25 protein-coding genes and 3 tRNA genes are annotated in these 25172 nt (G+C 61.1%); 19 read left to right on the top strand and 9 right to left on the bottom strand.

Translation table 11 applies throughout. From position 1 onward, the window contains the following. Positions 1-583 precede the first annotated feature (583 nt). The gene (locus ACR3EK_RS04205; protein ID WP_093964832.1) at positions 584-808 is read left to right on the top strand and encodes a DUF1127 domain-containing protein; all 225 of its coding nucleotides are present in this window, start codon (positions 584-586) and stop codon (positions 806-808) included. A gap of 622 nt (positions 809-1430) precedes the next feature. Here ACR3EK_RS04205 and ACR3EK_RS04200 read toward each other — a convergent pair. Further along, the gene (locus tag ACR3EK_RS04200) at positions 1431-3851 is read right to left on the bottom strand and encodes an ATP-dependent helicase (protein ID WP_480632755.1); all 2421 of its coding nucleotides are present in this window, start codon (positions 3849-3851) and stop codon (positions 1431-1433) included. Positions 3852-4012: 161 nt separating this feature from the next. On the opposite strand from ACR3EK_RS04200, the gene ACR3EK_RS04195 reads away from it, so the two are divergent. Both ACR3EK_RS04195 and ACR3EK_RS04190 read left to right on the top strand, forming a co-directional pair. After that, on the top strand, positions 4013-5173 hold the full coding sequence (locus ACR3EK_RS04195; RefSeq protein ID WP_480632754.1) for an alpha-hydroxy acid oxidase: 1161 nt from the start codon (positions 4013-4015) through the stop codon (positions 5171-5173). Between the two features lie 120 nt (positions 5174-5293). Continuing rightward, a complete protein-coding gene (locus tag ACR3EK_RS04190; protein WP_480632753.1) occupies positions 5294-8731 on the top strand; it encodes a pyruvate carboxylase in 3438 nt (1145 codons plus the stop codon). Between the two features lie 62 nt (positions 8732-8793). Here ACR3EK_RS04190 and ACR3EK_RS04185 read toward each other — a convergent pair whose 3' ends face one another. Together ACR3EK_RS04185 and ACR3EK_RS04180 are read right to left on the bottom strand one after the other, a co-directional pair. Next, positions 8794-9774, bottom strand: coding sequence for a hypothetical protein (locus ACR3EK_RS04185; protein WP_480632752.1), 981 nt, complete (start codon positions 9772-9774; stop codon positions 8794-8796). A 123-nt stretch (positions 9775-9897) separates the two neighbouring features. Next, positions 9898-10050: a hypothetical protein gene (locus ACR3EK_RS04180; RefSeq protein ID WP_480632751.1), complete on the bottom strand. Its 153-nt coding sequence runs from the start codon at positions 10048-10050 to the stop codon at positions 9898-9900. Between the two features lie 148 nt (positions 10051-10198). Between ACR3EK_RS04180 and ACR3EK_RS04175 the strand changes: the two genes are divergently transcribed. The 3 genes from ACR3EK_RS04175 (at position 10199) to ACR3EK_RS04165 (ending at position 11334) form a co-directional block, all read left to right on the top strand. Further along, positions 10199-10273: transfer RNA gene (locus ACR3EK_RS04175), tRNA-Gly, on the top strand. Positions 10274-10307: 34 nt separating this feature from the next. Continuing rightward, positions 10308-10382, top strand: a tRNA-Gly gene (locus ACR3EK_RS04170). 88 nt (positions 10383-10470) lie between these two features. Beyond that, on the top strand, positions 10471-11334 hold the full coding sequence (locus tag ACR3EK_RS04165; RefSeq protein WP_480632750.1) for a GNAT family N-acetyltransferase: 864 nt from the start codon (positions 10471-10473) through the stop codon (positions 11332-11334). A 3-nt stretch (positions 11335-11337) separates the two neighbouring features. On the opposite strand, the gene ACR3EK_RS04160 is transcribed toward ACR3EK_RS04165, so the two are convergent. Continuing rightward, positions 11338-11577 (bottom strand): Lrp/AsnC family transcriptional regulator, encoded by a 240-nt coding sequence (locus ACR3EK_RS04160; RefSeq protein ID WP_170357271.1) that lies wholly within the window; start codon positions 11575-11577, stop codon positions 11338-11340. A gap of 153 nt (positions 11578-11730) precedes the next feature. Here ACR3EK_RS04160 and hisB point away from each other — a divergent pair, with 153 nt between their 5' ends. After that, positions 11731-12318: an imidazoleglycerol-phosphate dehydratase HisB gene (gene hisB, locus ACR3EK_RS04155; RefSeq protein ID WP_170357270.1), complete on the top strand. Its 588-nt coding sequence runs from the start codon at positions 11731-11733 to the stop codon at positions 12316-12318. After that, positions 12319-12957 (top strand): imidazole glycerol phosphate synthase subunit HisH, encoded by a 639-nt coding sequence (gene hisH, locus ACR3EK_RS04150; RefSeq protein ID WP_170525221.1) that lies wholly within the window; start codon positions 12319-12321, stop codon positions 12955-12957. 4 nt (positions 12958-12961) lie between these two features. On the opposite strand, the gene ACR3EK_RS04145 is transcribed toward hisH, so the two are convergent. After that, positions 12962-13369 (bottom strand): DUF2147 domain-containing protein, encoded by a 408-nt coding sequence (locus ACR3EK_RS04145; protein WP_480632749.1) that lies wholly within the window; start codon positions 13367-13369, stop codon positions 12962-12964. Between the two features lie 135 nt (positions 13370-13504). Between ACR3EK_RS04145 and hisA the strand changes: the two genes are divergently transcribed. Beyond that, positions 13505-14227: a 1-(5-phosphoribosyl)-5-[(5-phosphoribosylamino)methylideneamino]imidazole-4-carboxamide isomerase gene (gene hisA / locus ACR3EK_RS04140; RefSeq protein ID WP_170340263.1), complete on the top strand. Its 723-nt coding sequence runs from the start codon at positions 13505-13507 to the stop codon at positions 14225-14227. Between the two features lie 4 nt (positions 14228-14231). Next, positions 14232-14714 carry a DUF2867 domain-containing protein gene (locus tag ACR3EK_RS04135; RefSeq protein ID WP_480632748.1) on the top strand — a complete coding sequence of 161 codons (483 nt, stop codon included), beginning with the start codon at positions 14232-14234 and terminating at the stop codon, positions 14712-14714. A gap of 6 nt (positions 14715-14720) precedes the next feature. Here ACR3EK_RS04135 and ACR3EK_RS04130 read toward each other — a convergent pair whose 3' ends face one another. Further along, positions 14721-15167, bottom strand: coding sequence for a DUF302 domain-containing protein (locus ACR3EK_RS04130; RefSeq protein WP_480632747.1), 447 nt, complete (start codon positions 15165-15167; stop codon positions 14721-14723). A 117-nt stretch (positions 15168-15284) separates the two neighbouring features. On the opposite strand from ACR3EK_RS04130, the gene hisF reads away from it, so the two are divergent. The 3 genes from hisF (at position 15285) to ACR3EK_RS04115 (ending at position 17021) form a co-directional block, all read left to right on the top strand. Then, positions 15285-16046: an imidazole glycerol phosphate synthase subunit HisF gene (gene hisF, locus ACR3EK_RS04125; RefSeq protein ID WP_170340861.1), complete on the top strand. Its 762-nt coding sequence runs from the start codon at positions 15285-15287 to the stop codon at positions 16044-16046. After that, positions 16043-16360, top strand: coding sequence for a phosphoribosyl-ATP diphosphatase (locus ACR3EK_RS04120; RefSeq protein ID WP_480632746.1), 318 nt, complete (start codon positions 16043-16045; stop codon positions 16358-16360). The genes hisF and ACR3EK_RS04120 overlap by 4 nt, the downstream gene beginning before the upstream one ends. 85 nt (positions 16361-16445) lie before the next feature. Then, positions 16446-17021: a hypothetical protein gene (locus ACR3EK_RS04115; RefSeq protein ID WP_254433922.1), complete on the top strand. Its 576-nt coding sequence runs from the start codon at positions 16446-16448 to the stop codon at positions 17019-17021. A gap of 4 nt (positions 17022-17025) precedes the next feature. On the opposite strand, the gene ACR3EK_RS04110 is transcribed toward ACR3EK_RS04115, so the two are convergent. The 3 genes from ACR3EK_RS04110 to rlmB all read right to left on the bottom strand — a co-directional run bounded on the left by ACR3EK_RS04110 (position 17026) and on the right by rlmB (position 19316). Then, complete coding sequence (locus ACR3EK_RS04110) at positions 17026-17496, bottom strand: CoA-binding protein (protein ID WP_093964819.1); 471 nt, start codon at positions 17494-17496, stop codon at positions 17026-17028. Positions 17497-17697: 201 nt separating this feature from the next. Beyond that, positions 17698-18090, bottom strand: a complete 393-nt coding sequence (locus ACR3EK_RS04105; RefSeq protein WP_244952320.1) for a YHS domain-containing (seleno)protein — start codon at positions 18088-18090, stop codon at positions 17698-17700. A gap of 452 nt (positions 18091-18542) precedes the next feature. Continuing rightward, on the bottom strand, positions 18543-19316 hold the full coding sequence (gene rlmB / locus ACR3EK_RS04100; RefSeq protein WP_480632745.1) for a 23S rRNA (guanosine(2251)-2'-O)-methyltransferase RlmB: 774 nt from the start codon (positions 19314-19316) through the stop codon (positions 18543-18545). A gap of 116 nt (positions 19317-19432) precedes the next feature. Here rlmB and ACR3EK_RS04095 point away from each other — a divergent pair. The 6 genes from ACR3EK_RS04095 (at position 19433) to ACR3EK_RS04070 (ending at position 25171) form a co-directional block, all read left to right on the top strand. Next, positions 19433-19516: transfer RNA gene (locus tag ACR3EK_RS04095), tRNA-Tyr, on the top strand. 430 nt (positions 19517-19946) lie between these two features. Further along, the gene (locus tag ACR3EK_RS04090) at positions 19947-21293 is read left to right on the top strand and encodes a substrate-binding protein (protein WP_093964815.1); all 1347 of its coding nucleotides are present in this window, start codon (positions 19947-19949) and stop codon (positions 21291-21293) included. A gap of 104 nt (positions 21294-21397) precedes the next feature. Then, positions 21398-22429, top strand: a complete 1032-nt coding sequence (locus ACR3EK_RS04085) for a branched-chain amino acid ABC transporter permease (protein WP_170340251.1) — start codon at positions 21398-21400, stop codon at positions 22427-22429. A gap of 3 nt (positions 22430-22432) precedes the next feature. Next, the gene (locus ACR3EK_RS04080; RefSeq protein WP_480632744.1) at positions 22433-23638 is read left to right on the top strand and encodes a branched-chain amino acid ABC transporter permease; all 1206 of its coding nucleotides are present in this window, start codon (positions 22433-22435) and stop codon (positions 23636-23638) included. Positions 23639-23650: 12 nt separating this feature from the next. Continuing rightward, positions 23651-24406 (top strand): ABC transporter ATP-binding protein, encoded by a 756-nt coding sequence (locus tag ACR3EK_RS04075; protein ID WP_093964812.1) that lies wholly within the window; start codon positions 23651-23653, stop codon positions 24404-24406. 9 nt (positions 24407-24415) lie between these two features. Beyond that, positions 24416-25171, top strand: a complete 756-nt coding sequence (locus ACR3EK_RS04070) for an ABC transporter ATP-binding protein (protein WP_093964811.1) — start codon at positions 24416-24418, stop codon at positions 25169-25171. Position 25172 lies beyond the last annotated feature (1 nt).

Raw genomic sequence — 25172 nt, 5'->3', positions numbered from 1 at the left:
GGAAATTCTTACGCAAACATGAAAAATGACCACAGATAGACGCCGCACAATATTCAAACACAACATATAGACAGATTCAGCGCGGCCAAAATTTTCCCACGATTTCCCACATTTCTTGCATGATGACCCTGATTCCACCCAACACCCCTCACTTTTTCGACCAAATGGCGCCGAATCACCCTGCGATCCAGGCCGAACCCGAGAGAGACCGCCCCGGATTTCCCACCAATTCCCGCCAGTCCCACAAAGTCCCATGACCCCACCCAAATCGGGAGTTGACCCAGACGCACAAAAATCGCGCAATCCTGAACCGCACAAATTCCACGTTTACGCGCGCAAATTTTCATCAAAATGATGGGCGGCAGCCAGACCCGAGCAATGCCCCGCAGTTCGCGCTAACGAAAATATCCATATTTTAAAGGCATATTTTCGGGTGCCTGGATTCCGGCAGTCAATCTATGCACTTGCTGCATAGCAGCATTGATCCTGTCCGGTATTGTGCAATCGCAGCATTTTCCTATCTTCAGTCTCAAGCAAGCGCCGGAACATCGCGGCGGAAACGACAGATGATTGGGTAACGAACATGGCAGTCGCAAGCACCAACAGCGCACACAAGAGCGCATCGACATTTGGTTTCGCCTCTCTGATCGAAACCATGAAGACCCGTATCGCACGTTATCGCGTGTACCGCCAGACGGTGAACGAACTGTCAGAACTGTCGGACCGCGAGCTGGCCGATCTGGGCCTGCACCGTTCGATGATCCGTCGCCTGGCCATGCAGGCCGCCGAAGAACAATTCGCGCGCTAAGCGCCACGAAACACCGAGATCAGGTCCACTCCTCCTCCCATAGGACCTGTATTTCAGCGGCAGCATCTCTCCTCCTCCCTGATGTTGCCGCACCCTATACCGGCCTCAACCTGCCGGATGCTGATACATCGGGGCTCTCCTCCTCCCTGCTCTGATGTTGAAAGCGCGCGGTGGCATCTTCCTCCTCCCTGATGCCACCGCGCCCTTCAAATACCGGGCCAGACCCGGAAACGCATACATCGGGTTCTCCTCCTCCCTTCCCGATGTGAAAAGAGCGCGGTGGCACCCTTCCTCCTCCCTGGTGTCACCGCGCGCTTCAGATACCGGGGAAAACCCGGGTTCGGATACATCGGGTTCTCCTCCTCCCTTCCCGATGTGAAAAGAGCGCGGTGGCACCCTTCCTCCTCCCTGGTGTCACCGCGCGCTTCAGATACCGGGGAAAACCCGGGTTCGGATACATCGGGGCTCTCCTCCTCCCTGCTCTGATGTTGACAAGAACGGCGGTTCCCTACTCCTCCCTGGGAACCGCCGTTTTTTTCATTCGGCATGAAAAAGGCGCCACGGGCAAGACCGGGCGCCAATCAGCAAATCGAGCATGTGCCGGCAGGCACATTCAACAGGATTAGAACGGCACGTCGTCTTTTGCGGATAGATACTGTGCGACGACCTTCTTGGTTCCGGCCTTGTCGAACTCGACCTCGACCTTGTCCCCCTCGATCCCGACCACGCCGCCATAGCCGAACTTCTGGTGGAACACCCGCTCGCCCAGGGTAAAGCTGGCCACGGCGGTCGCGTCGATCACGGTGTTGCGGGATTCACGCGGCTGCGAGGTTCCATACTGCCCCTGCCTTGCCTGCAACCGACGCCAACCGGGCGAATTGTAGACATTCGCCTTAGCCGCGCGGGTTTCAAGATTATTTGACCCATATCCGCTATGAAGGCTAGGCGCCGTCAAGTCTTCAAAATGCTCACCAGATTCAACGCCGAATCCTCCTTTGAGTTCGTCAATGAATCTCGACTTGTACTGATGCTCTCGCCGCCCGAAAATAACTCGACTGTCTGCCCATGAAATGGTGCAGACCTCCTCGGCGCGGGTGATGCCCACATAGGCCAGCCGCCGTTCTTCCTCGAGCCCCTTGAGGCCGGTTTCGTCCATCGACCGTTGCGACGGGAACAGACCGTCCTCCCACCCCGGCAGGAACACGGCCGGAAACTCCAGCCCCTTGGCCGCGTGCAGGGTCATGATCGATACCTTGGGCCCGCCGCTGTCCTGTTCGTTGTCCATCACCAGGCTGACATGCTCCAGGAACCCTTGCAGGTTCTCGAAATTGTCCAGTTGGTTCACCAGTTCCTTGAGGTTTTCCAGACGGCCCGGCGCCTCGGGCGTCTTGTCGTTCTGCCAGTGGGCGGTATAGCCGGATTCGTCCAGCACGATCTGCGCCAGTTCGATATGCGACACCTCGGGCGGGCCATAGCGCACGGGCGCGGTTCCGTCGTCGATGACCGCATCATCCTCGATCTCGATCCGCGGGCCGCGGGTCATCGCGTTCCAGCGCGCCAGCCCTTCGACCAGTTCGCGCAGAGCTGCGCCGCCCTTGCCCTTGATCAGCCCTTGCTCCACAGCGATCCGCGCGCCCTGAACCAGCGACACACCATGTTCGCGCGCGGTGCGCTGGATCGTCTGCTGCGCCTTGTCTCCAAGGCCGCGCTTGGGGGTGTTCACGATCCGCTCGAAGGCCAGATCATCCTCGGGGCTGACCACCAACCGGAAATAGGCCATGGCATCGCGGATCTCCATACGTTCATAGAATCGAGGGCCGCCGATCACCTTGTAGGGCAGACCGATGGTCAGGAACCGATCCTCGAAGGCGCGCATCTGGTGGCTGGCGCGCACCAAGATGGCGATTTCGTCCAGGTTCATCGGCCGCACGCCGCGGGTGCCGCCCTGCATGGCGTCGATCTCCTCGCCGATCCAGCGGGCCTCCTCCTCACCATCCCAGTGGCCGATCAGGCGGACCTTTTCGCCCCCGGGCTTGTCGGTCCACAACTCCTTTCCCAGACGGCTTTCATTGCCACGGATCACGTTCGAGGCGGCGGCGAGGATGTGCGGGGTCGAGCGGTAGTTCTGCTCCAGCCGCACCACATGGGCGCCGGGAAAGTCTTTTTCAAAACGCAGGATGTTGCCCACCTCGGCCCCGCGCCAGCCATAGATCGACTGGTCGTCGTCCCCCACGCAGCAGATGTTCTTGTGCCCACCCGCCAGCAGCCGCAGCCACAGGTATTGGGCGATGTTGGTGTCCTGGTATTCGTCCACAAGGATGTAGCGGAACCAGCGCTGGTATTGCTCCAGCACGTCCGGGTGGGTCTGGAAGATGGTGACCATGTGCAACAGCAGGTCGCCGAAATCCACCGCGTTCAGCTCGCGCAGGCGGGTCTGGTATTGAGCGTAAAGCTCGGCGCCCTTGTTGTTGTAGGCCCCGGCATCGGCGGTGGGCACCTTGTCGGGCGTCAGGGCGCGGTTCTTCCAGTCGTCGATGATGCCGGCCAGCATCCGCGCAGGCCAGCGCTTGTCGTCGATATTGGCGGCCTGCACCAACTGCTTGAGCAATCGCAACTGGTCGTCGGTATCCAGAATGGTGAAGTTCGACTTCAGCCCCGCCAGTTCCGCATGGCGGCGCAGCAGCTTGACGCAGATCGAGTGGAAGGTGCCCAGCCACGGCATCCCCTCGGCGGGCTGGCCCAGCAGGCGGCCGACCCGTTCCTTCATCTCGCGCGCGGCCTTGTTGGTGAAGGTCACGGCGAGGATCTCGTTCGGGCGGGCCCGCCCGGTGTTCAGCAGATGCGCAATGCGGGTGGTCAGGGCCTTGGTCTTGCCGGTGCCCGCCCCGGCCAGCATCAGGATCGGGCCATCCAACAGCTCGACCGCTTCCCGCTGCGCCGGGTTCAATTCATTCAAGTAGTCCGCCTCGGGCCGAAGCGCGGCCATGGCGCGGGCCGACAGCGAGGCGCCTTCGAAGGCGTCATTTTCATCGAAACTGCTCATGCGCCCAAACTAAGCCGGAAGCGCGCCAAGGGAAAGGGTTTGTTCACGGCTTGTTCGCACGGTTTTGCGAATTTCTTTCGTAGCGCTGGTTGAGCCGTCAGGTGCGGGCTGCATCCGACTGAAACCCTTGCCGAATCGCGCGGCAGGTCGGATCAATCTGCATGGACCTGCACAGCACCTATCCGGGCATCGAGGATCTGAAGCGCCGCGCACGCCGTCGGCTGCCGCGTTTTGTCTGGGATTATGTCGACAGCGGCACCGGGGCCGAGACCACGCTGAAACGCAACCGGGCGGCGCTGGACCGCATCGGGTTTCTGCCCGCCATCCTGAAAGGCCCGCTGGAATTCGACACCAGCACCCGCTTTCTGGGGCGCGACCATCCGCTGCCCTTCGGCATGGCCCCGATCGGGATGTGCGGACTGGTCTGGCCAGGGGCCGAAGCGCTGATGGCGCGCGCCGCCGCGCAGGCGGGCATTCCGTATGTTCTGTCCACCGTCGCCAGCCAATGCCCCGAGGACATGGCCCCGCATATCGGACCCGACGCCTGGTTCCAGCTGTACCCGCCCAAAGACCCCGACATTCGCGCCGACTTGCTGTCCCGCGCCCGGTCCGCCGGGTTCGGGACGCTGGTGCTGACCGTCGATGTGCCCGTGGCCTCGCGCCGGGAACGGCAGACCCGCTCGGGCCTGACCCATCCGCCGCGCCTGACGCCGCGCCTGCTGGCGCAGATCGCCGCCCGTCCGGCCTGGGCCTGGGGCATGGCGCGTCACGGCAAGCCACGGATGCGCACGCTGGACAAATATATCGATGGCACCGCCAACCTGCCTCCCACGGCGCATATCGGATACCTGCTCAGGACCTCTCCGGGCATGGATTACGTCACGTGGCTGCGCGACCACTGGCAAGGTCCGTTCATCATAAAGGGCGTGCTGCGCCCCGAGGATGCCGAGCGGTTGAAACAGGCCGGGATCGACGCTCTGTGGGTGTCGAATCACGGGGGCCGTCAGTTCGATGGCGCGCCGGCCAGCATCGACATGCTGCCCGCCATCCGCGCCGCGACCGACCTGCCGCTGATCTTCGACAGTGGCGTTTCGGGCGGGCTGGACATCCTGCGGGCGCGCGCGCTGGGCGCCGATCTGGTCATGTTAGGGCGAGCGTTCCTCTATGGCATTGCAGCATTGGGCGCGCGCGGCCCGGCCCATGTCATCGACATTCTGCGGCAGGACATGCTTGCAAATATGGGACAATTGGGTGCCGCAACGCTAAAAGATCTGCCGGATGTTAACGCAAACATTGATGCCGCGATGCAGCATGTGCCATAAAACGCCGCAATAGGCGGCGTTTGCGAGCGATAACATGCCGGTTCTACCCAGAACTACAGATATATCTGCGCGTAATCTCGGTCTATTAACACGGCCAAATGCAAAAGACCGGGACTTGCCATGACTGACTTCAAGAAAATCCTGATCGCCAACAGGGGTGAGATTGCCATTCGCGTGATGCGCGCCGCGAACGAGATGGGCAAACGCACCGTTGCCGTCTATGCCGAGGAGGACAAGCTGGGCCTGCACCGGTTCAAGGCGGACGAGGCGTATCGCATCGGCGAGGGTCTGGGCCCGGTCGCGGCCTATCTGTCGATCGACGAGATCATCCGTGTCGCCAAGGAAAGCGGCGCCGACGCCATCCACCCGGGCTATGGCCTGCTGTCGGAAAACCCCGATTTCGTGGATGCCTGCGTGCAGAACGGCATCACTTTCATCGGCCCCAAGGCCGAAACTATGCGCGCCCTGGGTGACAAGGCCAGCGCCCGCAAGGTGGCGATTGCCGCCGGTGTGCCGGTGATCCCGGCGACCGAGGTGCTGGGCGACGACATGGACGCGATCCGCAAGGAAGCGGCCGAGATCGGCTATCCGCTGATGCTCAAGGCGTCGTGGGGCGGCGGCGGCCGCGGGATGCGCCCGATCTATTCCGAAGACGAATTGGAAGAGAAGGTTCTGGAAGGCCGCCGCGAGGCCGAGGCCGCATTCGGCAATGGTGAGGGCTATCTGGAAAAGATGATCACCCGCGCCCGCCATGTCGAGGTGCAGATCCTGGGCGACAAGCACGGGCAGATCTATCACCTGTTTGAACGCGACTGCTCGGTTCAGCGCCGCAATCAGAAAGTCGTGGAACGCGCCCCTGCCCCCTATTTGACCGAAGAGCAACGTGCCGAGATCTGCGATCTGGGCCGCCGCATCTGCGCGCATGTGAGTTACGAATGCGCCGGCACGGTCGAATTCCTGATGGATATGGAGACCGGCAAGTTCTATTTCATCGAGGTGAACCCGCGCGTCCAGGTCGAACACACCGTGACCGAAGAGGTCACCGGCATCGACATCGTGCAGGCGCAGATCCTGATCGCCGAGGGCAAGACCCTGGCCGAGGCCACCGGCAAGGCCAGCCAGGACGAAATCCGCCTGAACGGCCACGCGCTGCAGACCCGCGTGACCACCGAAGACCCGCTTAACAACTTCATCCCCGACTATGGGCGCATCACGGCCTATCGCTCGGCCACGGGCATGGGCATCCGGCTGGATGGCGGCACGGCCTATGCCGGCGGGGTGATCACGCGGTATTACGACTCGCTGCTGACCAAGGTCACCGCCTGGGCGCCGACGCCGGAGAAGGCGATTGCCCGGATGGACCGCGCCCTGCGCGAGTTCCGCGTGCGCGGCGTTTCCACCAACATCGCCTTCGTCGAGAACCTGCTGAAGCATCCGACCTTCCTGTCGAATGAATACACCACCAAGTTCATCGACGAGACGCCCGAGCTGTTCCAGTTCAAGAAGCGCCGCGACCGGGGCACCAAGGTTCTGACCTATATCGCCGACATCACGGTCAACGGGCACCCCGAGACCAAGGATCGCCCGCGCCCGCGTGCCGACCTGAAAGAACCCAAGCCCCCGGCGCCCAAGGCCGAACCGTTGATGGGCACGCGCAACCTGCTGGAACAGAAAGGCCCGCAAGCCGTGGCCGACTGGATGAAGGCCCAGCGTCAGTTGCTGATCACCGACACCACCATGCGCGACGGGCACCAGTCGCTGCTGGCGACCCGGATGCGCTCGATCGACATGATCCGCGTGGCGCCCAGCTATGCGGCGAACCTGCCGCAGCTGTTCAGCGTCGAGTGCTGGGGCGGGGCGACCTTCGACGTGGCCTATCGTTTCCTGCAGGAATGCCCCTGGCAGCGTCTGCGCGACCTGCGCGAGGCCATGCCCAACCTGATGACCCAGATGCTGCTGCGCGGTGCCAATGGGGTAGGCTATACCAACTATCCCGACAACGTAGTGCAGGAATTCGTGCGCCAGGCCGCGCAGAACATCGACGTGTTCCGCGTCTTCGACTCGCTGAACTGGGTCGAGAACATGCGCGTGGCGATGGATGCGGTCATCGAGAACGGCAAGATCTGTGAAGGCACCGTCTGCTATACCGGCGACATCCTAGACCCGAACCGCGCCAAGTATGATCTGAAATACTATGTCGGCATGGCCAAGGAACTGCGCGACGCCGGCGCCCATGTTCTGGGCCTCAAGGACATGGCCGGCCTGCTGAAACCCGCCGCCGCGCGGGTGCTGATCCGCGCACTGAAGGAAGAGGTCGGCCTGCCGATCCATTTCCACACCCACGACACCGCCGGCATCGCCAGCGCCACCATCCTGGCTGCCAGCGAGGCGGGCGTGGACGTGGTGGATTGCGCGATGGACAGCTTCTCGGGCAACACCAGCCAGGCGACGCTGGGCACCGTGGTCGAGGCCCTGCGCCACACCGACCGCGACACCGGGTTGGACGTGAAGGCGATCCGCGAAATCAGCGACTACTTCGAGGCGGTGCGCGGCCAATACGCGGCCTTCGAATCCGGGCTGCAGGCCCCCGCCTCCGAGGTCTATCTGCACGAAATGCCGGGCGGCCAGTTCACCAACCTCAAGGCGCAGGCGCGCTCGATGGGGCTGGAGGAACGCTGGCACGAAGTCGCGCAGATGTATGCGGACGTGAACCAGATGTTCGGTGACATCGTCAAGGTGACACCGTCCTCGAAAGTTGTGGGTGACATGGCGCTGATGATGGTCAGTCAGGGCCTGACCCGCGAGCAGGTCGAGGATCCCTCGACCGACGTGGCCTTCCCCGATTCAGTCATCGACATGATGCGCGGCAATCTGGGCCAGCCTCCGGGCGGTTTCCCCGAAACGATCTTGACCAAGGTGTTGAAAGGCGAAAAGCCGAACACCGAACGGCCGGGCAAAGACGTGCCTCCGGTTGATTTGGAGGCCACCCGCGCGGAGCTCTCGAAACAGCTGGAAGGCATGGAGGTCGATGACGAGGACCTGAACGGATACCTGATGTATCCCAAGGTGTTCCTGGACTACATGGGCCGTCACCGCATCTATGGCCCGGTACGCACCCTGCCCACCCGCACCTTCTTTTACGGAATGGAGCCGGGAGAGGAGATCTCGGCCGAGATCGACCCGGGCAAAACGCTGGAAATCCGCTGCCAGGCTATTGGGGAGACGGACGAGAATGGCGAGGTCAAAGTGTTCTTTGAACTCAATGGCCAACCGCGCGTCATCCGCGTTCCCAACCGCCTTGTGCAAGCTTCGACCGCCCAGCGCCCTAAGGCCGAGGTCGGAAAGGCCAACCATGTCGGCGCGCCAATGCCGGGCGTGGTTTCGACTGTCGCCGTCACCGCCGGGCAGGAGGTCAAAGAAGGCGACCTTCTGCTGACGATCGAAGCCATGAAAATGGAAACCGGCATCCATGCCGAACGCGACGCAACCGTGAAGGCGGTGCATGTCCAGCCCGGCGGCCAGATCGACGCCAAGGATCTTTTGGTCGAGTTGGAATAAAACCGTTAAAACACAGAAAGGCGCGCCATCAGGCGCGCCTTTTTTCATCCGAGCGGGCTAGTTCAACCGTCGCTGGACTCCGCGACAGGCTGTTGCGGCAACTGTTCCGGCGTGCTGTCAATCGAAACCTCTTCCTCGATTGGCGCTGGCAAGCCCAACAAATCGTGCAGTTCATGAAGAGCCGGATCGGACAAGTCACGGCCACCGGTCAAGGTATCAAGTGCTTCCTGCGGATCATCCGCCCCTGCCAAGGCTTCTTCGGCTTCGGTCACAGCCTGCTCCGCTTCGGCCACGGCATCCTCGTATTTGTCCTGTGCGGTGATGCCCTCGGCTGCTTCTTCTTCAGTTGGCGCAAATTGGTCCTCGATCTCCGCTTCGGTCAGACCTTCCAGTTCGGACAATTCCTGTTCGCGCATTTCAAGCTCCTCTGTCGCGCCAGAGAAACCAAGTATACTCTGCTGATAGCTGTAGAGCTTGCCCGGCATGCTGTTCGGGGCCGCATTCATCAGGGCAGTCTGGCTGGCGTGCGCGGCATTCAAGCCCTTGAGCTCGGACGCGATTTTGCCGTGCTTGATTGGTTTGACATACGGCTCCTCGACAACTGCCGCCGCTACCCGCGCTTTACGGATCGGCTTCTCGACTTTCTTTTTTCCAGTGAAGAATTCGTCGAGTTTGGCTGCAAAACCGTTCTGCCCTTTGGTCCGTGATGTAGTTTTGGTGTTCTTTCGTTGTGCCTTTGGTTTAGCGAGACCGAGACCGGCGAGAAAACCCTTGCCCTGGCCGGACCCACCCTTCGTGCTGCGCGCAGATCCTCCGAGGCTGGCACTGGATTTTTCGGCGCTTTTGCCATTTCCGTTGCCGCCACCGTTACTATTTCCGTTTCCACCACCGTTACCATTTCCGCCACCATTGCCATTGCCATTGCCATTCCCGTTCTTGGCTATGGCGATATCTGGCGTAGCCAACACCGCAACGAAGCTAACTGCCCCGGTCAGCAACAAAGATGTCGCCACAACCCGTGACATAGAAATAAACCAGTGCATGCCAATCCCCTCTTAGGTATCCAAATACTTGCGCCAACCGGCACAAGTTTGAGCAGAAATTTCGCATTATGCATATACTAGTTATCGAATACGGCAAAATTTGGCCTTCGAACGAAACCGCTGTTATCCACTCAGTTCGAGAGAATTGACCTCGGGCGGCAGTTTGAAAATATCATTAACTTCATAGGCTTGCTCGTTTCTCAACGGACCTGCAAAGAGGCTCAGAAGCATGGCTCCGACCAACGCAGTCAGTTTTATGTTCTCAACCTTGTTCATCCCTCCGTCTCCACCGTTGTCAATATCCGTGGCTGTAGGTTTCAACGGCTCAGCACACCTTTTCCGTCGCAAATTTTTTTCCGGCCAAGTGCGTTTTTCCTCTTGCAGCTTTCCGCCAGAATTTATAGTTCACGCCTCACTCGACGGCGCGGGCGTAGCTCAGGGGTAGAGCATAACCTTGCCAAGGTTAGGGTCGTGAGTTCGAATCTCATCGCCCGCTCCAACGAGGACCGAAAGGTCGCACAAGATATCTGATTGCGGGCGTAGCTCAGGGGTAGAGCATAACCTTGCCAAGGTTAGGGTCGTGAGTTCGAATCTCATCGCCCGCTCCAGATATCCACCTTCCCACAACAAGCACTGGCGGATCGGTCGGTCCTGCGCCATTCTGTTCTGACATGCAGCAGTCAAATGGATGCCCCGATGTCAGACTACCAAATTCGCACACTGACCGCCGAAGAACTGCGCCACGCAGTGGATTGGGCCGGACGCGAGGGTTGGAATCCGGGTCATGAGGACGCAATCTGTTTTCGCTCGACCGACCCCGACGGATTTCTGGGCGGGTTTCTCGACGGCGCGATGATCGCCTCGGTTTCAGCCGTGAACTACGACGACGCGTTTTCGTTTCTGGGTTTCTATATCGTGCGGCCCGAGTTTCGCGGATCCGGTCATGGTCTGGAAATCGCCCAGCACGCCCTGGCGCATTGTACGGGGCGAAACATGGGTTTGGACGGGGTGGTCGAACAACAGGACAACTACCGCAAGTCGGGCTTTGTCTTCGCCTACAACAATTATCGGGTCTCCGGCACAGTGTCAGGCATCCTCTCCAGCCTACCCAAGACCAGTATCGAGGTTGCGCCCCTCGGTGGCCTGTCCGAAGACCTTCGCATCTATGACCGTGCCCTGTTCCCCGCGCATCGGGATGCCTTTCTGACGGAGTGGCTGAGCGCACCGGGCCACATCTCGCGTGTTTGTATCCAGAAAGGTCGCATCGCCGGGTATGCAACTCTGCGCTCCTGCCTGAATGGCTACAAGGTAGGGCCGCTGTTCGCCGACGATCCGGACATCGCGCAGGCGCTTCTGGCTGCGGTCCTGGCCGAAGTTCCCGCTGATCACCACAGTTCTGAGGTCTATGTCGACATGCCACAGCCCAACGCGGCGGCCTTTGCACTGGCTGACGCTTTGGGCCTGGAAAAAGTCTTTGAAACCGCGCGCATGTATTCCGACCACGAGCCGGATATCGACCTGAACCGCGTGTTCGGCGTGACGACGTTCGAACTTGGCTGAGCCTTAGAACGCCCTGAAGGTCATTGTTGTCAACGACCGTTCGATGTTCGGAATGACCAGAAGGTGTTCATTTATGAAATGGCCAACATCCTCGGTTTCGGGGATGTAAAGCTTGAGCAGCAGGTCATATTCACCACTGGTGGAGTAGAGTTCCGAGTGGATTTCGCGCAGAGCGATCTCTTCGGCCACCTTGTAGGTGGTGCCGGGCTTGCAGCGGATCTGGATGAAAACGCAGGTGGACATTTCGTGGCCTTGTTGCTTCCGTTTGGCGCAGGCTGGCACGCCCCGCGCCCGGGCGCAATCCCCTGCAACAGTTTGCTGCGATTGCAATGATCGGGCTGGATAAGGCCGCCCATCCCCGTCTATAAGCGCCCCTGTAGCAAGAGGATTTCGCCAATGCGCACAGCTTCGATCAGCCGCAAGACCGCCGAGACCGCGATTACGGTCGAGGTCAACCTCGACGGCACCGGCACCTATGACAACCAGACCGGTGTGGGGTTCTTCGATCACATGCTGGACCAGCTGGCGCGGCATTCGCTGATCGACATGACGATCCGGGCCAAAGGCGATTATCACATCGACGACCACCACACGGTCGAGGACACCGGCATCGCGTTGGGTCAGGCGCTGACGCAGGCGCTGGGGGACAAGAAAGGCATCCGGCGGTATGGCGAGTGCCATCTGCCGATGGACGATGCGCAGGTGCGCTGCGCGCTGGACCTGTCGGGCCGACCGTTTCTGGTGTGGAACGTGGACCTGCCGACACCCAAGATCGGCAGTTTCGACACCGAGTTGGTGCGCGAGTTCTTTCAGGCGCTGGCCACCCATGGCGGCATCACCCTGCATATCGACCAGTTGCACGGCTTCAACAGCCACCACATCGCCGAAGCGGCGTTCAAGGCCGTCGCCCGCGCCCTGCGTCATGCGGTCGAGACCGACCCACGCAAGGGGGATGCGATTCCGTCCACCAAGGGCGCGCTATAGATGCTGACCGCGATCATCGACTACGAAAGCGGCAACCTGCACTCGGCGGAAAAGGCGTTTCAACGCATGGCGCGCGAGCTGGACGCGGGTGAGGTCGTCGTGACCTCGGATGCCGATGTCGTCGCGCGCGCCGACCGGCTGGTGCTGCCCGGCGACGGCGCCTTTCCCGCCTGCGCGGCCGAGCTGCGCGGGCACAAGGGCATCCATGATGCGATGGTCGAAGCGGTCGAGCAGAAGGGCCGCCCGTTTCTAGGCATCTGCGTCGGCATGCAGCTGATGGCGACCACGGGCCGTGAATATACCGACACGCCGGGCCTGAATTGGGTGACCGGAGATGTGGTGCGGATCGAGCCCGAAGACCGCGCGCTGAAGGTTCCGCATATGGGGTGGAACGATCTGGTGATCGAGAGCGAGCACCCGGTGTTCAACGGCGTCGCCTCAGGCGATCACGTCTATTTCGTCCACTCCTACCATTTCCGCGTCGCCAACCCGGCGCAACGTCTGGCCCATGTGGACTATGGCGGGCCGGTCACGGCCGTGATCGGCCGCGACACGATGATCGGGATGCAGTTTCACCCTGAAAAAAGCCAGGATGTGGGCCTGCGGATGATCGGAAACTTCCTGACCTGGGCCCCCTGACCGGTTACTGCACGCGGGTCCAGGTCTGACCGCGACAGATCAAGCCGCCCGCGACGCAACCCTTGACCGTCAGCTTGTTCTGACCGTCCAGCGACATCTTGGAATTGTAGGTCTTGTCCCGGTCCGGCGCCCAGATCTTGCCGCCGCTATAGCTGCCGCCGCCATCCGCGACCATGTCCCAGATGATCTTCTTGCCAAGATTCTCGTAATCCAGCTGCTGGTTTCCGTCCTTGTCAAAGGCGCTGTCGATGGTGCCGCAAACGGCGCTGCCGCAGGGCCCGATCGAGACGTGCAGATATCCGCCGGTATCGCCCGGCTGGGTTTTCCAAAGCCCGTCGACCGGGTCATCCGCGCGCGCGCCGGTGGCCAAGGTGACAAGTGCAGCCGCAGCGGCCAGAGCAAGTTTGTTCATGGTATCCTCCCTGTTTTGCAGGCAGTCTGACCGCCGGCACCCGTTCGGGCAAGATTGACTTTGCGTCGCGTTGCATCCCCTGCCCCGCCTGTGCCATATCCCGCGCCAGTACCAGTCACGAAAAGGCCGCCCGACATGATCCTCTATCCCGCAATCGACCTGAAAGACGGCCAGGCCGTGCGCCTTCTGCGCGGCGAGATGGACAAGGCCACGGTCTTCAACGAAGATCCCGCCGCCCAGGCCCGCGCCTTTGTCGAGGCCGGCTGCGAATGGCTGCATCTGGTGGACCTGAACGGCGCTTTCGCCGGGGAACCCGTGAACGCCGCCCCGGTCGAGGCGATCCTGAAGTCCTGCGACGTACCGGCCCAGTTGGGCGGCGGCATCCGCGACATGGCCACTATCGAGACCTGGCTGGACAAAGGCCTGGCCCGGGTGATTCTGGGCACGGTTGCCGTGGAAAACCCCGATCTGGTCCGTCAGGCAGCCAAGGCCTTTCCCGGCCAGGTCGCCGTCGGCATCGACGCGCGCAACGGACGTGTCGCCACCAAGGGCTGGGCCGAGGAAACCGACGTGATGGTGACCGACCTGGCGCGCAGCTTCGAAGACGCGGGCGTGGCGGCGATCATCTACACCGACATCAACCGCGACGGCGCGATGCAAGGCCCCAATGTCGAAGCCACGGCCGATCTGGCCCGTGCAGTCTCGATCCCGGTGATCGCCAGCGGCGGGGTCAGTTCACTGGACGACCTGATCGCCCTGCGCGACTGCGGCGCAAACCTGAACGGCGCGATTTCAGGCCGCGCGCTCTATGACGGCGCGCTGGATCTGCGCGAAGCCCTGGCGGCGTTGAAGGGTTAGGATATTGCAAGCGGTCCGCAAACAGGTTCTGCCCGAGCAGTCTGAATTGTGGTCGCTGTTCACTCCGGGTGATTTTGTTGATGGGTACTCGGTCCAAAGCGACCTTGCACCGTTTGACGCGATGAAAACCGGTCTGAACATGCCGGGGTGGGTGAAGATCCTGATGGGAATCCGGAACGCAATCGTTGCCCCATTCGGCTTGAAGGGCGGCAAGTACTTGAACACCGACAATGGCTCGCCCGACGCAGGCACCGGCGCGATTTTTCCCGTGACCTACAGGGATGAGACAGAGGTCATCGTGGGAATCGATGACCGCCATCTGGACTTCCGCATCGCCGTGCATCGCGACAAAGACCGCATAGTCATGGCAACCTGGGTGCGGACTCACAATCGTTTGGGACGGATCTATCTGTTGGTGATCATGCCCTTTCACATTCTGATCGTACGCAATTGCATGAAACGGATCGCGCGCGCCTCTCAGGTATGACGCCGATCAGTTGGCTGCGGCACTCGTCAGCTTGCTCAACGCACCGCGCATCTTGTCGATCACCGGGGATTTTTCCACCGCATCAAGCTCGTCCATGGTTTCCTTGGGATCCTCGTAGGCCAACCAGACCTGACCGTCGGCATCCTCATAGGCCTGCACCTTGAGCGGAAGGAACAATCCCGCACGCGGGTCGATCTGCATGGCGGGCGTTCCCAGGGCCGGGTTTCCGAAGATCAAAACCTGATTGGGCGGTATCGTCATGTCGACCTTGTGCGCACCGGCCGCGTGGTCAACGCGGGCAAATACAGTCGCGCCTGCATTTTCGACAGCAGCCTGCAGCGCGTCGATGGCCTCGGTCACGGACTTGTCGGTCGGGACCTTGATGATGTCGTCAGCCATCGCCCAAGTCGCACCGGACAGAATGAAAGCGGTTGTAAAAAACAAGTTGCGCATGGTTTTCACCTCCTGCTGAAATCCGCTTCAGTTTCACGAGGTTCCGGGCGCAGGACAATCACAACTCTGGCATCGGCGGGGCTTTGCCGGTAGAGGTGCGGCAACAAAGGACAAACCATGCTGAAAACCCGCATCATTCCCTGTCTGGATGTCGCCGATGGCCGCGTGGTCAAGGGCGTGAATTTCGTGGGCCTGCGCGACGCGGGCGATCCGGTGGAATCGGCTAAGGCCTATGACGCCGCCGGCGCTGACGAGATCTGCTTTCTGGACATCCACGCCACGCATGAAAACCGCGGCACAATGTTCGACGTGGTTCAGCGCACGGCCGAGCAGTGCTTCGTACCGCTGACAGTGGGTGGCGGCGTGCGGACCAAGGAAGACGTGCGCGCGTTATTGCTGGCGGGGGCCGACAAGGTCAGCTTCAACTCGGCCGCCGTGGCCAACCCCGATGTGATCTCCGAGGCCGCCGACCAGTTCGGCAGCCAGTGCATCGTCTGTGCCATCGACGCCAAAACCGTCAGCCCCGGCAAATGGGAGATCTTCACCCATGGCGGACGCAAGCCAACTGGCATCGACGCGGTAGAGTTCGCCAAGACCGTCGTCGCCAAGGGAGCGGGTGAGATTCTGCTGACCTCGATGGACCGCGACGGCACCAAGGCGGGGTTCAACATTCCCCTCACTCGCGCCATCTCGGACGCGGTCGACGTGCCAGTGATCGCCTCGGGCGGCGTGGGCAATCTGGACCACTTGGTCGAAGGCGTGACGGAAGGCGGAGCCAGCGCGGTGCTTGCGGCCTCGATCTTTCACTTCGGCGAATACACCATTCGCGAGGCCAAAGAACACATGGCCGCCGCGGGTATCCCCATGAGGCTGACATGAGCATACTGAACGATCTGGCCGCCACGATCGCATCCCGCGAGGGCGCGGACCCCGAATCAAGCTGGACCGCCAAGCTGCTGTCCAAAGGTCCCGAGAAGTGCGCCGAGAAGTTCGGCGAAGAGGCCGTGGAGGCGATCATCGAAGCCGTGAAGGGTGACCGCGACCGGCTGACATCCGAGGCCGCCGATGTGCTGTATCACCTGCTGGTCATGCTGGCCGCGCGCGACGTGCCGCTGGATGACGTTCTGGCCGAGCTTGCCAGACGGCAGGGCACCAGCGGCATCGCCGAAAAGGCCGCACGCGACCGGGGCTGAGACCCGGCTTTCACCAACAACATCCACGCCCTATAGTGGTTGACCGAAGCGCCTGCCGGGCGCAGGGGCGACGAGGGACACAGGCATGTTCAAACCCATGATCTGGGCACTGACGACGCTGGCCATTCTGGGGCTCGGCGCATGCTCATCCGCGCCGCCCGCTCGCAGCGACGACGTCGCGCGGCTTGCAGCCCAGATCCAGGCGCTGGGGCCCGAGGTCGACCCGAAAGAGGCCCAGCGCGCGGCCCGCGTCACCTATGCCTATACCGCGCAACTGTCGCAGGAATACCAGATCACAGACCCCCCTCTGATCCATAACGCCAAGGTCAACAAAGGGCTGCGCCCGCGCGGGCTTTGCTGGCACTGGGCCGAGGACATCGAACGGCGCTTGAAGCAGGAGAACTTTCGCACGCTGACCCTGCACCGCGCGATCGCCAACGCCGACAACCCGTTCCGAATCGATCACAGCACGGCAATAATCAGCCGACGCGGTGATTCGATGTACGACGGTGTCGTTCTGGACCCATGGCGCTATGGAGGGGTCCTGTTTTGGAGTCCTTTGCGCGAGGACACGCGCTATGACTGGGTCCCGCGCGACATCGTGCTGGAGAAACGGCGGCAAGAGCAGCTTGCGGAACTCAACGCCGTGGCGGTCAACTGAGCGGTCAGAGTTTTGATGAGATGATGCCGGTGGCGAACCCGCCCATGCGCAGCTCGCCGAACAGGCGCTGATATTCGATCTTGGGGCAGCGATTCATGACGACATCGACACCGCGCGCCTGCGCCACCGCGGCGGCCTCGGCGTTTTCGACGCCGATCTGCATCCAGATCGTGCGCAGGTCGGGAAATGCAGCCAGCGCTTCATCCACGATCGGAGGAACGGCTTCGGACCTGCGAAAAATATCCACCATGTCAACGGGTTCACTGATTTCGGACAACGAGGCCCGAACGGTTTCCCCAAAAAGATCGGCTCCGGCATGGCCGGGATTAACCGGGATCACCCTATACCCCTTGAGCGACAAGTAGCGCGCGACGTAATAGCTGGGCCGCACCGGGTTCATCGACACGCCAACGACCGCAACCACCTTGGTGCGTTTCAGGACGGATCTGAGGAAGTCATCGGAATAGTCGGTCATGGCTGCAGCCTAGCCGTGACTTGGAAAAGAAAAAAGCGCCCAAGGATACCTTGGGCGCCAGTTGTTGGAACGAGGGACAGTGAAATGACCCGCGGCAGTTCCGTTCCGCGGTCACTGTGACATTTAGGCATGAGTTGAGGAAAAAAAAGGGGCTGCGCGCATTTTTGTGATGACACGAGCGGATAAGCGGGAATCTGCCTGTCAACCGTATAGGATCGCCGGCCAGTTTTTCTCGGCCTTCTGGATAAAGCCGGTCGTGTCCGTCAGCCACATCTTTTCGATCTCGAGGGAATGCGTCAGATACAGCCTGCCACCTACGATTTTCCACGCCATCGGGTCCGTGCTGGTCAGCTCGCCATAGGCCATGGCATAGGCGCAATATCCGCCGAACCTCGGCGCGTAGGCACGCGGATTAAGTTCGAACGCCTCTCGGTTCTCCTGCGAGGCAAACCGCCAGGTAGCGCCCTTCCACATCACCGCAATGTCGGGTCGCCCTTGAACCGGGCCGCCATCTCGAAAATAGCTGACCGCGTCATAACCGGTAATGGCCGCACCTTTTGCGGAGTAGAATACCGGGGCGGTCTGCGCCCGCAATGTCAGCGGACAAGCGATTGAAAAGGTAAGACCGGCAAGTACGGATCGTCGGGATAGCATCAGATTTCACGGGTTGTGGTTTACAGACGCTATAAGATGCAACTTTTGACGCGCCGCGAAACCCATTTGACGCAGTTGTGAAGGGTCGTGTCGGAAAGGGCTCAGTCGAACACGTCCTCGATCACATCCCAAGTTTCGTCCAGAACGCGCGAGAAAAGGCCTTTTTTCCTTTTCTTGTAGCTCTTCTTTTTGGGCTTTTGCATTGGAATGCTGTGTCGCGGCTGTGGATCCGAAGCCTTTTTTACAGGGATCATCTTCAGGTTATGCAGTGGGGCACCGCAACTGGAACAGCTGAGTTCGTGCCGCTGGCGCCCCTTGAGGACCAGCGCCGCGCGGGTTCCGCAGTAGCAGCACGTAGCAATCTTGGATGGGGCGGGAATGGGTCTCTCCTCTCAATGCGGCTGAGAAGCATATAGGGCAATCGCCGCGGCATTTGAGACGTTCAGCGATCCGAAACCGCCCGCTGCGTCAATTTTGACAAGCATATCCACCGTTTCCTTGGTCTTTTGCCGCAACCCCGGCCCCTCGGCGCCCAGAACCAGCGCAACCGGCCGATCGCGCTTGCCCTCCAAAGCGGCCTCGATGGTCTGTTCGGCCTCACCATCCAAGCCCAGAACCAGGAACCCCATATTCTGCAACTCGACGATCGCATCAGCCAGGTTACGCACCCGCAGATAGGGCTGGCGTTCCAACGCACCGCTGGCGGTCTTGGCCAGCGCACCGGTTTCCGGCGCCGAGTGGTGGCGCGTGCCGATGACCGCGCTGGCGCCAAGAACCTCGGCCGAGCGCAGAATCGCGCCCACATTGTGCGGATCGGTCACGCGGTCCAACAGCAGCACCCGAGGGTTTTCGCGCCCGATGCAATTCTCGGCCAGACCGCCCCATTCCAGCGGCTTGACTTCAAGCGCCGCGCCTTGGTGCACCGAGCCCGAGTCGATTGGCGCGTTGAATTTTCGCGGATCGACGAGCTCAGCCTGCATGCCCGATTCCGCGATCGCATCCGCCAGCTTGTCCAGCGCGTTGCGGGTCACGATCAGGCGCAGTTTCTGCCGTTTGGGGTTCATCAACGCATCACGCACGGCGTGCAATCCGAATAACCAAACGGTTTCGGAAGCCGCCGCTTTGCGCGCCTGCTCTTTCTCGATCACCCACTTCGGTTTCTTCATTTTACTGGCCTCCGGGCCGGGAACAATGTTTCCTGCGCCAAAGCGGAATTTTCCTGTTGACGCTCCTTTTGAGCGCTAGTAATCACGCCTCCACGTCAGGTGCAACGCCTGACAGTGGGCGACAGGCCGCAAGGTGTGGCAGGGGACTGTAACTCCCTCGCGGAGACGCACGCCTGGTTCGATTCCAGGGTCGCCCACCATTTTCTTCCGCAAATCAGAACACAGATGGATATTGCACACCGGATTTGTCCAGGTGGTCCCTTGCGTTTGCCCTCGATTCTGCGAGGAAATTCAGGCAAAGGTTGAGTGCCCGGAGATCATGCGATGCTCCGAGCATCAACGGCCGGACATCGGACGGCGTGGGACTGTCGGTTGCGTCGAGACACCCGATGCTTGTATCGAAACGGGATTTTCTGACTCATCCTTTCCAATGAGCAGCTTAGCATCTTCCAATTCCAAAAATTTACAAATTCATAAATCAAAGAGTTCAAGAATTTACAAAATAATATTTCATTTCTAGGGACTTGTTGGGGAATTTTCATTCTGCCCCTCATACTTGCCCTGCGCAGGTTGCGTTTTACCCGACGGAAGAGGAGCCCGAGGGCGTAGCCTGCTAATTGGGAGGAATTCATGTCAAACAAATCTGTCACGCGTCGCGGCGTGCTGAAGTCTGGTGCCGTCACAAGCGCCGGTCTGGCATTGCCGACGATCTTCACGGCCTCGTCGGCCGCGGCCTATACCAACGAACCCACTGGCGGATCAGTCACGCTGGGCTTCAACGTGCCGCAGACCGGCCCCTATGCCGAAGAAGGCAATGACGAACTGCTGGCGCAGCAGCTGGCGGTCGAGCATCTGAATGGTGAAGGCGACGGCGGCTGCCTGAACACCTTCACGTCGAAGGCGCTGAAAGGGAACGGCATCCTTGGCAAGAAGGTCGAGTTCGTCACCGGCGACACGCAGACCAAGTCCGACGCTGCCCGTGCATCGGCCAAGTCGATGATCGAAAAGGATGGCGCGATCATGATCAACGGCGGCTCGTCCTCGGGCGTGGCCGTTGCGGTTCAGGGCCTCTGCCAGGAGGCGGGCGTGATCTTCATGGCCGGCCTGACCCACGCCAACGACACCACCGGCAAGGACAAGAAGGCGAACGGCTTCCGTCACTTCTTCAACGCCTACATGTCGGGTGCCGCTCTAGCGCCGGTGCTGGCCAAGGAAATGGGCACCGAACGCCGCGCCTATCACCTGACCGCCGACTACAACTGGGGTTGGACCCAGGAAGAGTCGATCGTGGCGTCGACCGAGGCGATGGGCTGGGAGACGGTCAACACCGTCAAGACCCCGCTGGCCTCGACCGACTTCTCGTCCTACATCGCGCCGGTTCTGAACTCGGGCGCGGACGTGCTGGTTCTGAACCACTACGGCGGCAACATGGTCAACTCGCTGACAAACGCGATCCAGTTCGGCCTGCTGGACAAAGTCGTAAACGGCAAGGACTTCAAGATCGTCGTTCCGCTGTACTCGGAACTGATGGCGGCCGGCGCCGGCGAGAACATCAAAGGCGTTCTGGGTTCGATGAACTGGAACTGGCAGCTGCAGGATGAGGGCACCAAGGCCTTCGTGAAGTCCTTCGGCGAGAAGTACGGCAAGCCGCCGTCGAACTCGGCTCAGACCTGCTATGCCCAGGTGCTGCTGTACGCGGATGCGTGCGAGCGCGCAGGCACCTTCAACCCGTGCGGCGTAGTCGAGGCTCTCGAAGACTTCGAGTTCGACGGTCTGGGCAACGGCCCGACCTGGTATCGCGGAGCCGACCACCAGTGCTTCAAGGATGTGCTGGTCGTGCGCGGCAACGAAAACCCGACCAACGCCTATGACACGCTGGAGATCGTCGAGATCACTCCGCGGGCGCAGGTCGAGTACGATCCGGATCACCCGATGTTCGCCGGCGGCGAACTGGGCAAGTGCAACCCGGGCGCGTAACCCCGACACTCGGTTTTTCGCAAGAAAACCCCTGAGTCCTCAAAACGGCTCTCTCCGGTCAGACGACCGGGGAGAGCTGCCGGGACCAGTCAAAGGTAAGGACAATGGACGCAATCCTACTGCAAATTCTGAACGGGCTGGACAAGGGCTCGGCCTATGCGCTGATCGCGCTGGGGCTGACGCTGATCTTCGGCACGCTCGGCGTGGTGAACTTTGCCCACGGGGCCCTGTTCATGATCGGCGCCTTCTGTGCCGTCACGCTTCAGAAGATCTTCAACCTCAGCTACGAGGTGGTCGACGAGACCCAGACCGACTTTCTGGGCAACCCGCTGAAGGTGAAGACCCCCTATGTCGAAAGCTGGTTCGGCCCCGAACTGGGCGCGACCATCATCGACTGGTCCGTGCCACTGGCCATCCTGTTTGCCATCCCGATCATGTTGATGGTCGGCTACGTGATGGAACGCGGCCTGATCAAGCATTTCTACAAGCGTCCCCATGCAGATCAGATCCTTGTGACCTTCGGCCTGGCCATCGTTCTGCAAGAGATCATCAAGTATTTCTTCGGCGCCAACCCGATCCAGACCCCGCCACCTGCGGCGCTGAGCGGGTCCGTCGATCTGGGCGTTGCGCTGGGATTCGATCCCAACGCGATCATCTATCCGATCTGGCGTCTGGTCTATTTCCTGTTCGCGGTCGTGATCATCGGGGGCGTGTTCTCGTTCCTGCAGTTCACCACCTTCGGCATGGTCGTGCGCGCCGGAATGGCCGACCGGGAGACCGTGGGCCTTCTGGGCATCAACATCGACCGACGGTTCACCATCATGTTCGGCATCGCAGCCGCGGTGGCTGGCCTCGCGGGCGTAATGTACGGGCCGCTGAACCCGCCCAACTATCACATGGGAATGGATTTCCTTGTGCTCAGCTTCGTGGTCGTCGTGGTCGGCGGCATGGGCTCGCTGCCCGGCGCGGTTCTGGCCGGGTTCCTTCTGGGCATCCTTGAAAGCTTTGCCTCGACCACCTGGGCGACCACCACGATCCCGGGCATCAACCAGATCATCATCTACCTTGTCGCCATCATCGTTCTTCTGACCCGTCCGCGGGGTCTGATGGGCCGCAAAGGCGTGATGGAGGAATAACCCATGCTGGGACTGAACAAAAAAGACACAAGCCTGCTGATCGTCGTCGCAATCCTGACGCTGCTGGCCCCCTTCATCCTGAACCCCTTCCCCACTGACAGCGCCATGGCGCAGTTCAACGCGGGCTATCCGGACCTGATGCAGCGGTTCGTAATCTTCGGCATCTTTGCCATCGGGTTCAACATTCTGTTCGGCCTGACCGGATACCTGTCCTTCGGCCACGCGGCCTTTCTTGGGGTGGGTTCCTACTCGGCCGTCTGGATGTTCAAACTGCTCAGCTACAACGTCATTCCGGCCATCGCGCTGAGCGTCGTGGTCGCCGGGCTGTTCTCGGTGCTGATCGGCTATGTCAGCCTGCGCCGGTCGGGGATCTACTTCTCGATCCTGACGCTGGCCTTCGCGCAGATGAGCTTTGCGCTGGCCTATTCGGTGCTGTCGAACCCCAAGTTCAACTTGACCAACGGGGAAACCGGCCTGCAGGTCTATGCCGACGACCCGCAGATCCTGCAGGGGGCCAATGCGCCCGATCTGCCGCATCTGTTCGGACTGCCGATGCGCGCGACCTATACGATGGATGTGGGCGCGTGGAGCTTTGACTTCAACGCGGGCTACTATCTGTGCGCGGTGATCATGATGGTGGTGTTCTACCTGGCGATCCGCATCTTCCGTTCGCCCTTCGGCATGATGCTGCGCGCGGTGAAGTCGAACCAGCAGCGGATGAACTATACCGGCCTGAACTCCAAGCCCTACACTCTGGCCGCTTTCGTGATCTCGGGCATGTATGCCGGTTTGGCCGGTGGCCTGATGGCCGCAATGGACCCGCTGGCCGGCGCAGAACGGATGCAATGGACCGCCTCGGGCGAGGTCGTTCTGATGACCATCCTGGGCGGCACCGGCACTCTGATCGGACCGGTTCTGGGTGCGGGCTTCATCAAGTATTTCGAGAACATCTTCTCGAAGATCAACGACAACGTGCTGCACAGCTGGTTCGCCTTCCTGCCCGACGGGCTTGAGGACGCGGTGGTGTTCATCATCCACCCGTTCATCGGCAAGGGCTGGCACCTGACCCTGGGCATCCTGTTCATGCTGGTGGTGATCTACCTGCCCGGCGGACTGGTCGAGGGCGGTCAGCGGTTGCTGAACTGGATCCGCCGCAAAAGCGTTGGCGGGGATGACAGCCGCGAAGGCAAAACCGAGCCGGCAGAATAAGGGAACGCGTCAATGGCAATTCTGAAAGTAAAAGATGTCAGCAAGCGCTTCGGCGGCCTCAAGGCCCTGACGGACGTGAACCTGAGCGTCGAGGAAAACTCGGTCCATGCTATCATCGGCCCCAACGGGGCGGGCAAATCCACCCTGCTGAACTGCCTGGTGGGCAAGCTGATCCCGGATACCGGTTCGGTCTTGTTCGACAACCAGTCGGTGCTGGGGCGCGAGCCGTACCAGATCAACCAGATGGGCATCAGCCGGGTGTTCCAGACACCCGAGATCTTTGGCGAACTGACCGTGATGGAAAACATGCTGATCCCGATCTTCGCGATGCGCGACGGGGCATTCCGCATGCACGCCTACGAGACCATCGCCAACGAAAAAGAGGTGGTCGAACAGGCCGAGGCCATGCTGGAAGAGATGAATATGGCCGACAAGCGGCACATGCATTCAGCCTCGCTGTCGCGCGGCGACAAGCGGCGGCTCGAAATCGGCATGTGTCTCAGCCAGAAGCCGCGCCTGCTGCTGCTGGACGAGCCTACGGCCGGCATGGCACGGGCCGACACCAACAACACCATCGACCTGCTGAAACAGATCAAGGATGAACGCGACATCACCATCGCGATCATCGAGCACGACATGCATGTGGTGTTCAGCCTGGCCGAGCGGATCACCGTTCTGGCGCAGGGCACGCCGCTGGTCGAAGACACCCCCGAAAACATCCGCGGAAACCCCAAGGTCCGAGAGGCCTATCTGGGCGAGGCGGCGTGAGGAAAAGCTATGAACGAGAAACCTGACTTTTCGAAAAACGCCAACATGGCCAGCACCGCGCCCGCGTTTCTGTCGGTGTGGGACATGCATTCGTATTATGGCGAAAGCTACATCGTCCAAGGCGTCAGCTTCAACGTCCACGAGGGCGAGATTCTGGCCCTGCTGGGGCGGAACGGGGCGGGCAAGACTTCGACCCTGCGCTCGATCGCGCGGGTGGGCGAGCCCGAGGTGCGCCACGGAGAGATCTGGCTGGACCACAAGCCGCTGCACAACATGACCAGCTACGAGGCCGCCGCCGCCGGATTGGGTCTTGTGCCCGAGGATCGGCGGATCATCCCCGGCCTGACGGTCGAGGAGAACCTGCAGCTGGCCCAGATCGCCCCCCCGATCGGCTGGTCGCTGGAACGGATCTACGAGCTGTTCCCGCGTCTGGGCGAACGACGCAAGCAGGAGGGCGTGACCCTTTCGGGCGGCGAACAGCAGATGCTGTCGATCGCCCGGGCGCTGGCCCGGGACATCAAGGTGTTGCTGCTGGACGAACCCTACGAGGGGCTGGCCCCGGTGATCGTGGACGAGATCGAAAAGACGCTGATCCACATCAAGCAGCAGGGCATGACCACCATCATCGTCGAACAGAACGCGGTGCGCGCGCTGCAACTGGCCGACCGGGCAATCATTCTGGACACCGGCTGCATCGTGTTCGACGGCACTGCGGACGAGGTGCTGGAGAACACCCAGTTGCGCGAGGAATATCTGGCGATCTGAC

The sequence above is a fragment of the Ruegeria sp. BC8 genome (assembly GCF_056535705.1).
Note: the sequence above shows the minus strand (reverse complement) of the source record. Positions and strands in the feature narration are given on the sequence as shown.

Excerpts from the sequence above, each read along its gene's own strand:
- ACR3EK_RS04180 (WP_480632751.1), bottom strand. The coding sequence starts at position 10,050 with ATGAACAAGGTTGAGAACATAAAACTGACTGCGTTGGTCGGAGCCATG.
- hisH (WP_170525221.1), top strand. The coding sequence starts at position 12,319 with ATGCTGACCGCGATCATCGACTACGAAAGCGGCAACCTGCACTCGGCG.
- ACR3EK_RS04110 (WP_093964819.1), bottom strand. The coding sequence starts at position 17,496 with ATGACCGACTATTCCGATGACTTCCTCAGATCCGTCCTGAAACGCACC.
- ACR3EK_RS04120 (WP_480632746.1), top strand. The coding sequence starts at position 16,043 with ATGAGCATACTGAACGATCTGGCCGCCACGATCGCATCCCGCGAGGGC.
- ACR3EK_RS04090 (WP_093964815.1), top strand. The coding sequence starts at position 19,947 with ATGTCAAACAAATCTGTCACGCGTCGCGGCGTGCTGAAGTCTGGTGCC.
- ACR3EK_RS04160 (WP_170357271.1), bottom strand. The coding sequence starts at position 11,577 with ATGTCCACCTGCGTTTTCATCCAGATCCGCTGCAAGCCCGGCACCACC.
- ACR3EK_RS04085 (WP_170340251.1), top strand. The coding sequence starts at position 21,398 with ATGGACGCAATCCTACTGCAAATTCTGAACGGGCTGGACAAGGGCTCG.
- ACR3EK_RS04070 (WP_093964811.1), top strand. The coding sequence starts at position 24,416 with ATGAACGAGAAACCTGACTTTTCGAAAAACGCCAACATGGCCAGCACC.
- ACR3EK_RS04080 (WP_480632744.1), top strand. The coding sequence starts at position 22,433 with ATGCTGGGACTGAACAAAAAAGACACAAGCCTGCTGATCGTCGTCGCA.
- ACR3EK_RS04130 (WP_480632747.1), bottom strand. The coding sequence starts at position 15,167 with ATGCGCAACTTGTTTTTTACAACCGCTTTCATTCTGTCCGGTGCGACT.
- ACR3EK_RS04205 (WP_093964832.1), top strand. The coding sequence starts at position 584 with ATGGCAGTCGCAAGCACCAACAGCGCACACAAGAGCGCATCGACATTT.
- rlmB (WP_480632745.1), bottom strand. The coding sequence starts at position 19,316 with ATGAAGAAACCGAAGTGGGTGATCGAGAAAGAGCAGGCGCGCAAAGCG.
- ACR3EK_RS04195 (WP_480632754.1), top strand. The coding sequence starts at position 4,013 with ATGGACCTGCACAGCACCTATCCGGGCATCGAGGATCTGAAGCGCCGC.
- ACR3EK_RS04190 (WP_480632753.1), top strand. The coding sequence starts at position 5,294 with ATGACTGACTTCAAGAAAATCCTGATCGCCAACAGGGGTGAGATTGCC.
- hisF (WP_170340861.1), top strand. The coding sequence starts at position 15,285 with ATGCTGAAAACCCGCATCATTCCCTGTCTGGATGTCGCCGATGGCCGC.
- hisB (WP_170357270.1), top strand. The coding sequence starts at position 11,731 with ATGCGCACAGCTTCGATCAGCCGCAAGACCGCCGAGACCGCGATTACG.
- ACR3EK_RS04200 (WP_480632755.1), bottom strand. The coding sequence starts at position 3,851 with ATGAGCAGTTTCGATGAAAATGACGCCTTCGAAGGCGCCTCGCTGTCG.
- ACR3EK_RS04075 (WP_093964812.1), top strand. The coding sequence starts at position 23,651 with ATGGCAATTCTGAAAGTAAAAGATGTCAGCAAGCGCTTCGGCGGCCTC.
- ACR3EK_RS04115 (WP_254433922.1), top strand. The coding sequence starts at position 16,446 with ATGTTCAAACCCATGATCTGGGCACTGACGACGCTGGCCATTCTGGGG.
- ACR3EK_RS04145 (WP_480632749.1), bottom strand. The coding sequence starts at position 13,369 with ATGAACAAACTTGCTCTGGCCGCTGCGGCTGCACTTGTCACCTTGGCC.
- ACR3EK_RS04185 (WP_480632752.1), bottom strand. The coding sequence starts at position 9,774 with ATGCACTGGTTTATTTCTATGTCACGGGTTGTGGCGACATCTTTGTTG.
- hisA (WP_170340263.1), top strand. The coding sequence starts at position 13,505 with ATGATCCTCTATCCCGCAATCGACCTGAAAGACGGCCAGGCCGTGCGC.
- ACR3EK_RS04165 (WP_480632750.1), top strand. The coding sequence starts at position 10,471 with ATGTCAGACTACCAAATTCGCACACTGACCGCCGAAGAACTGCGCCAC.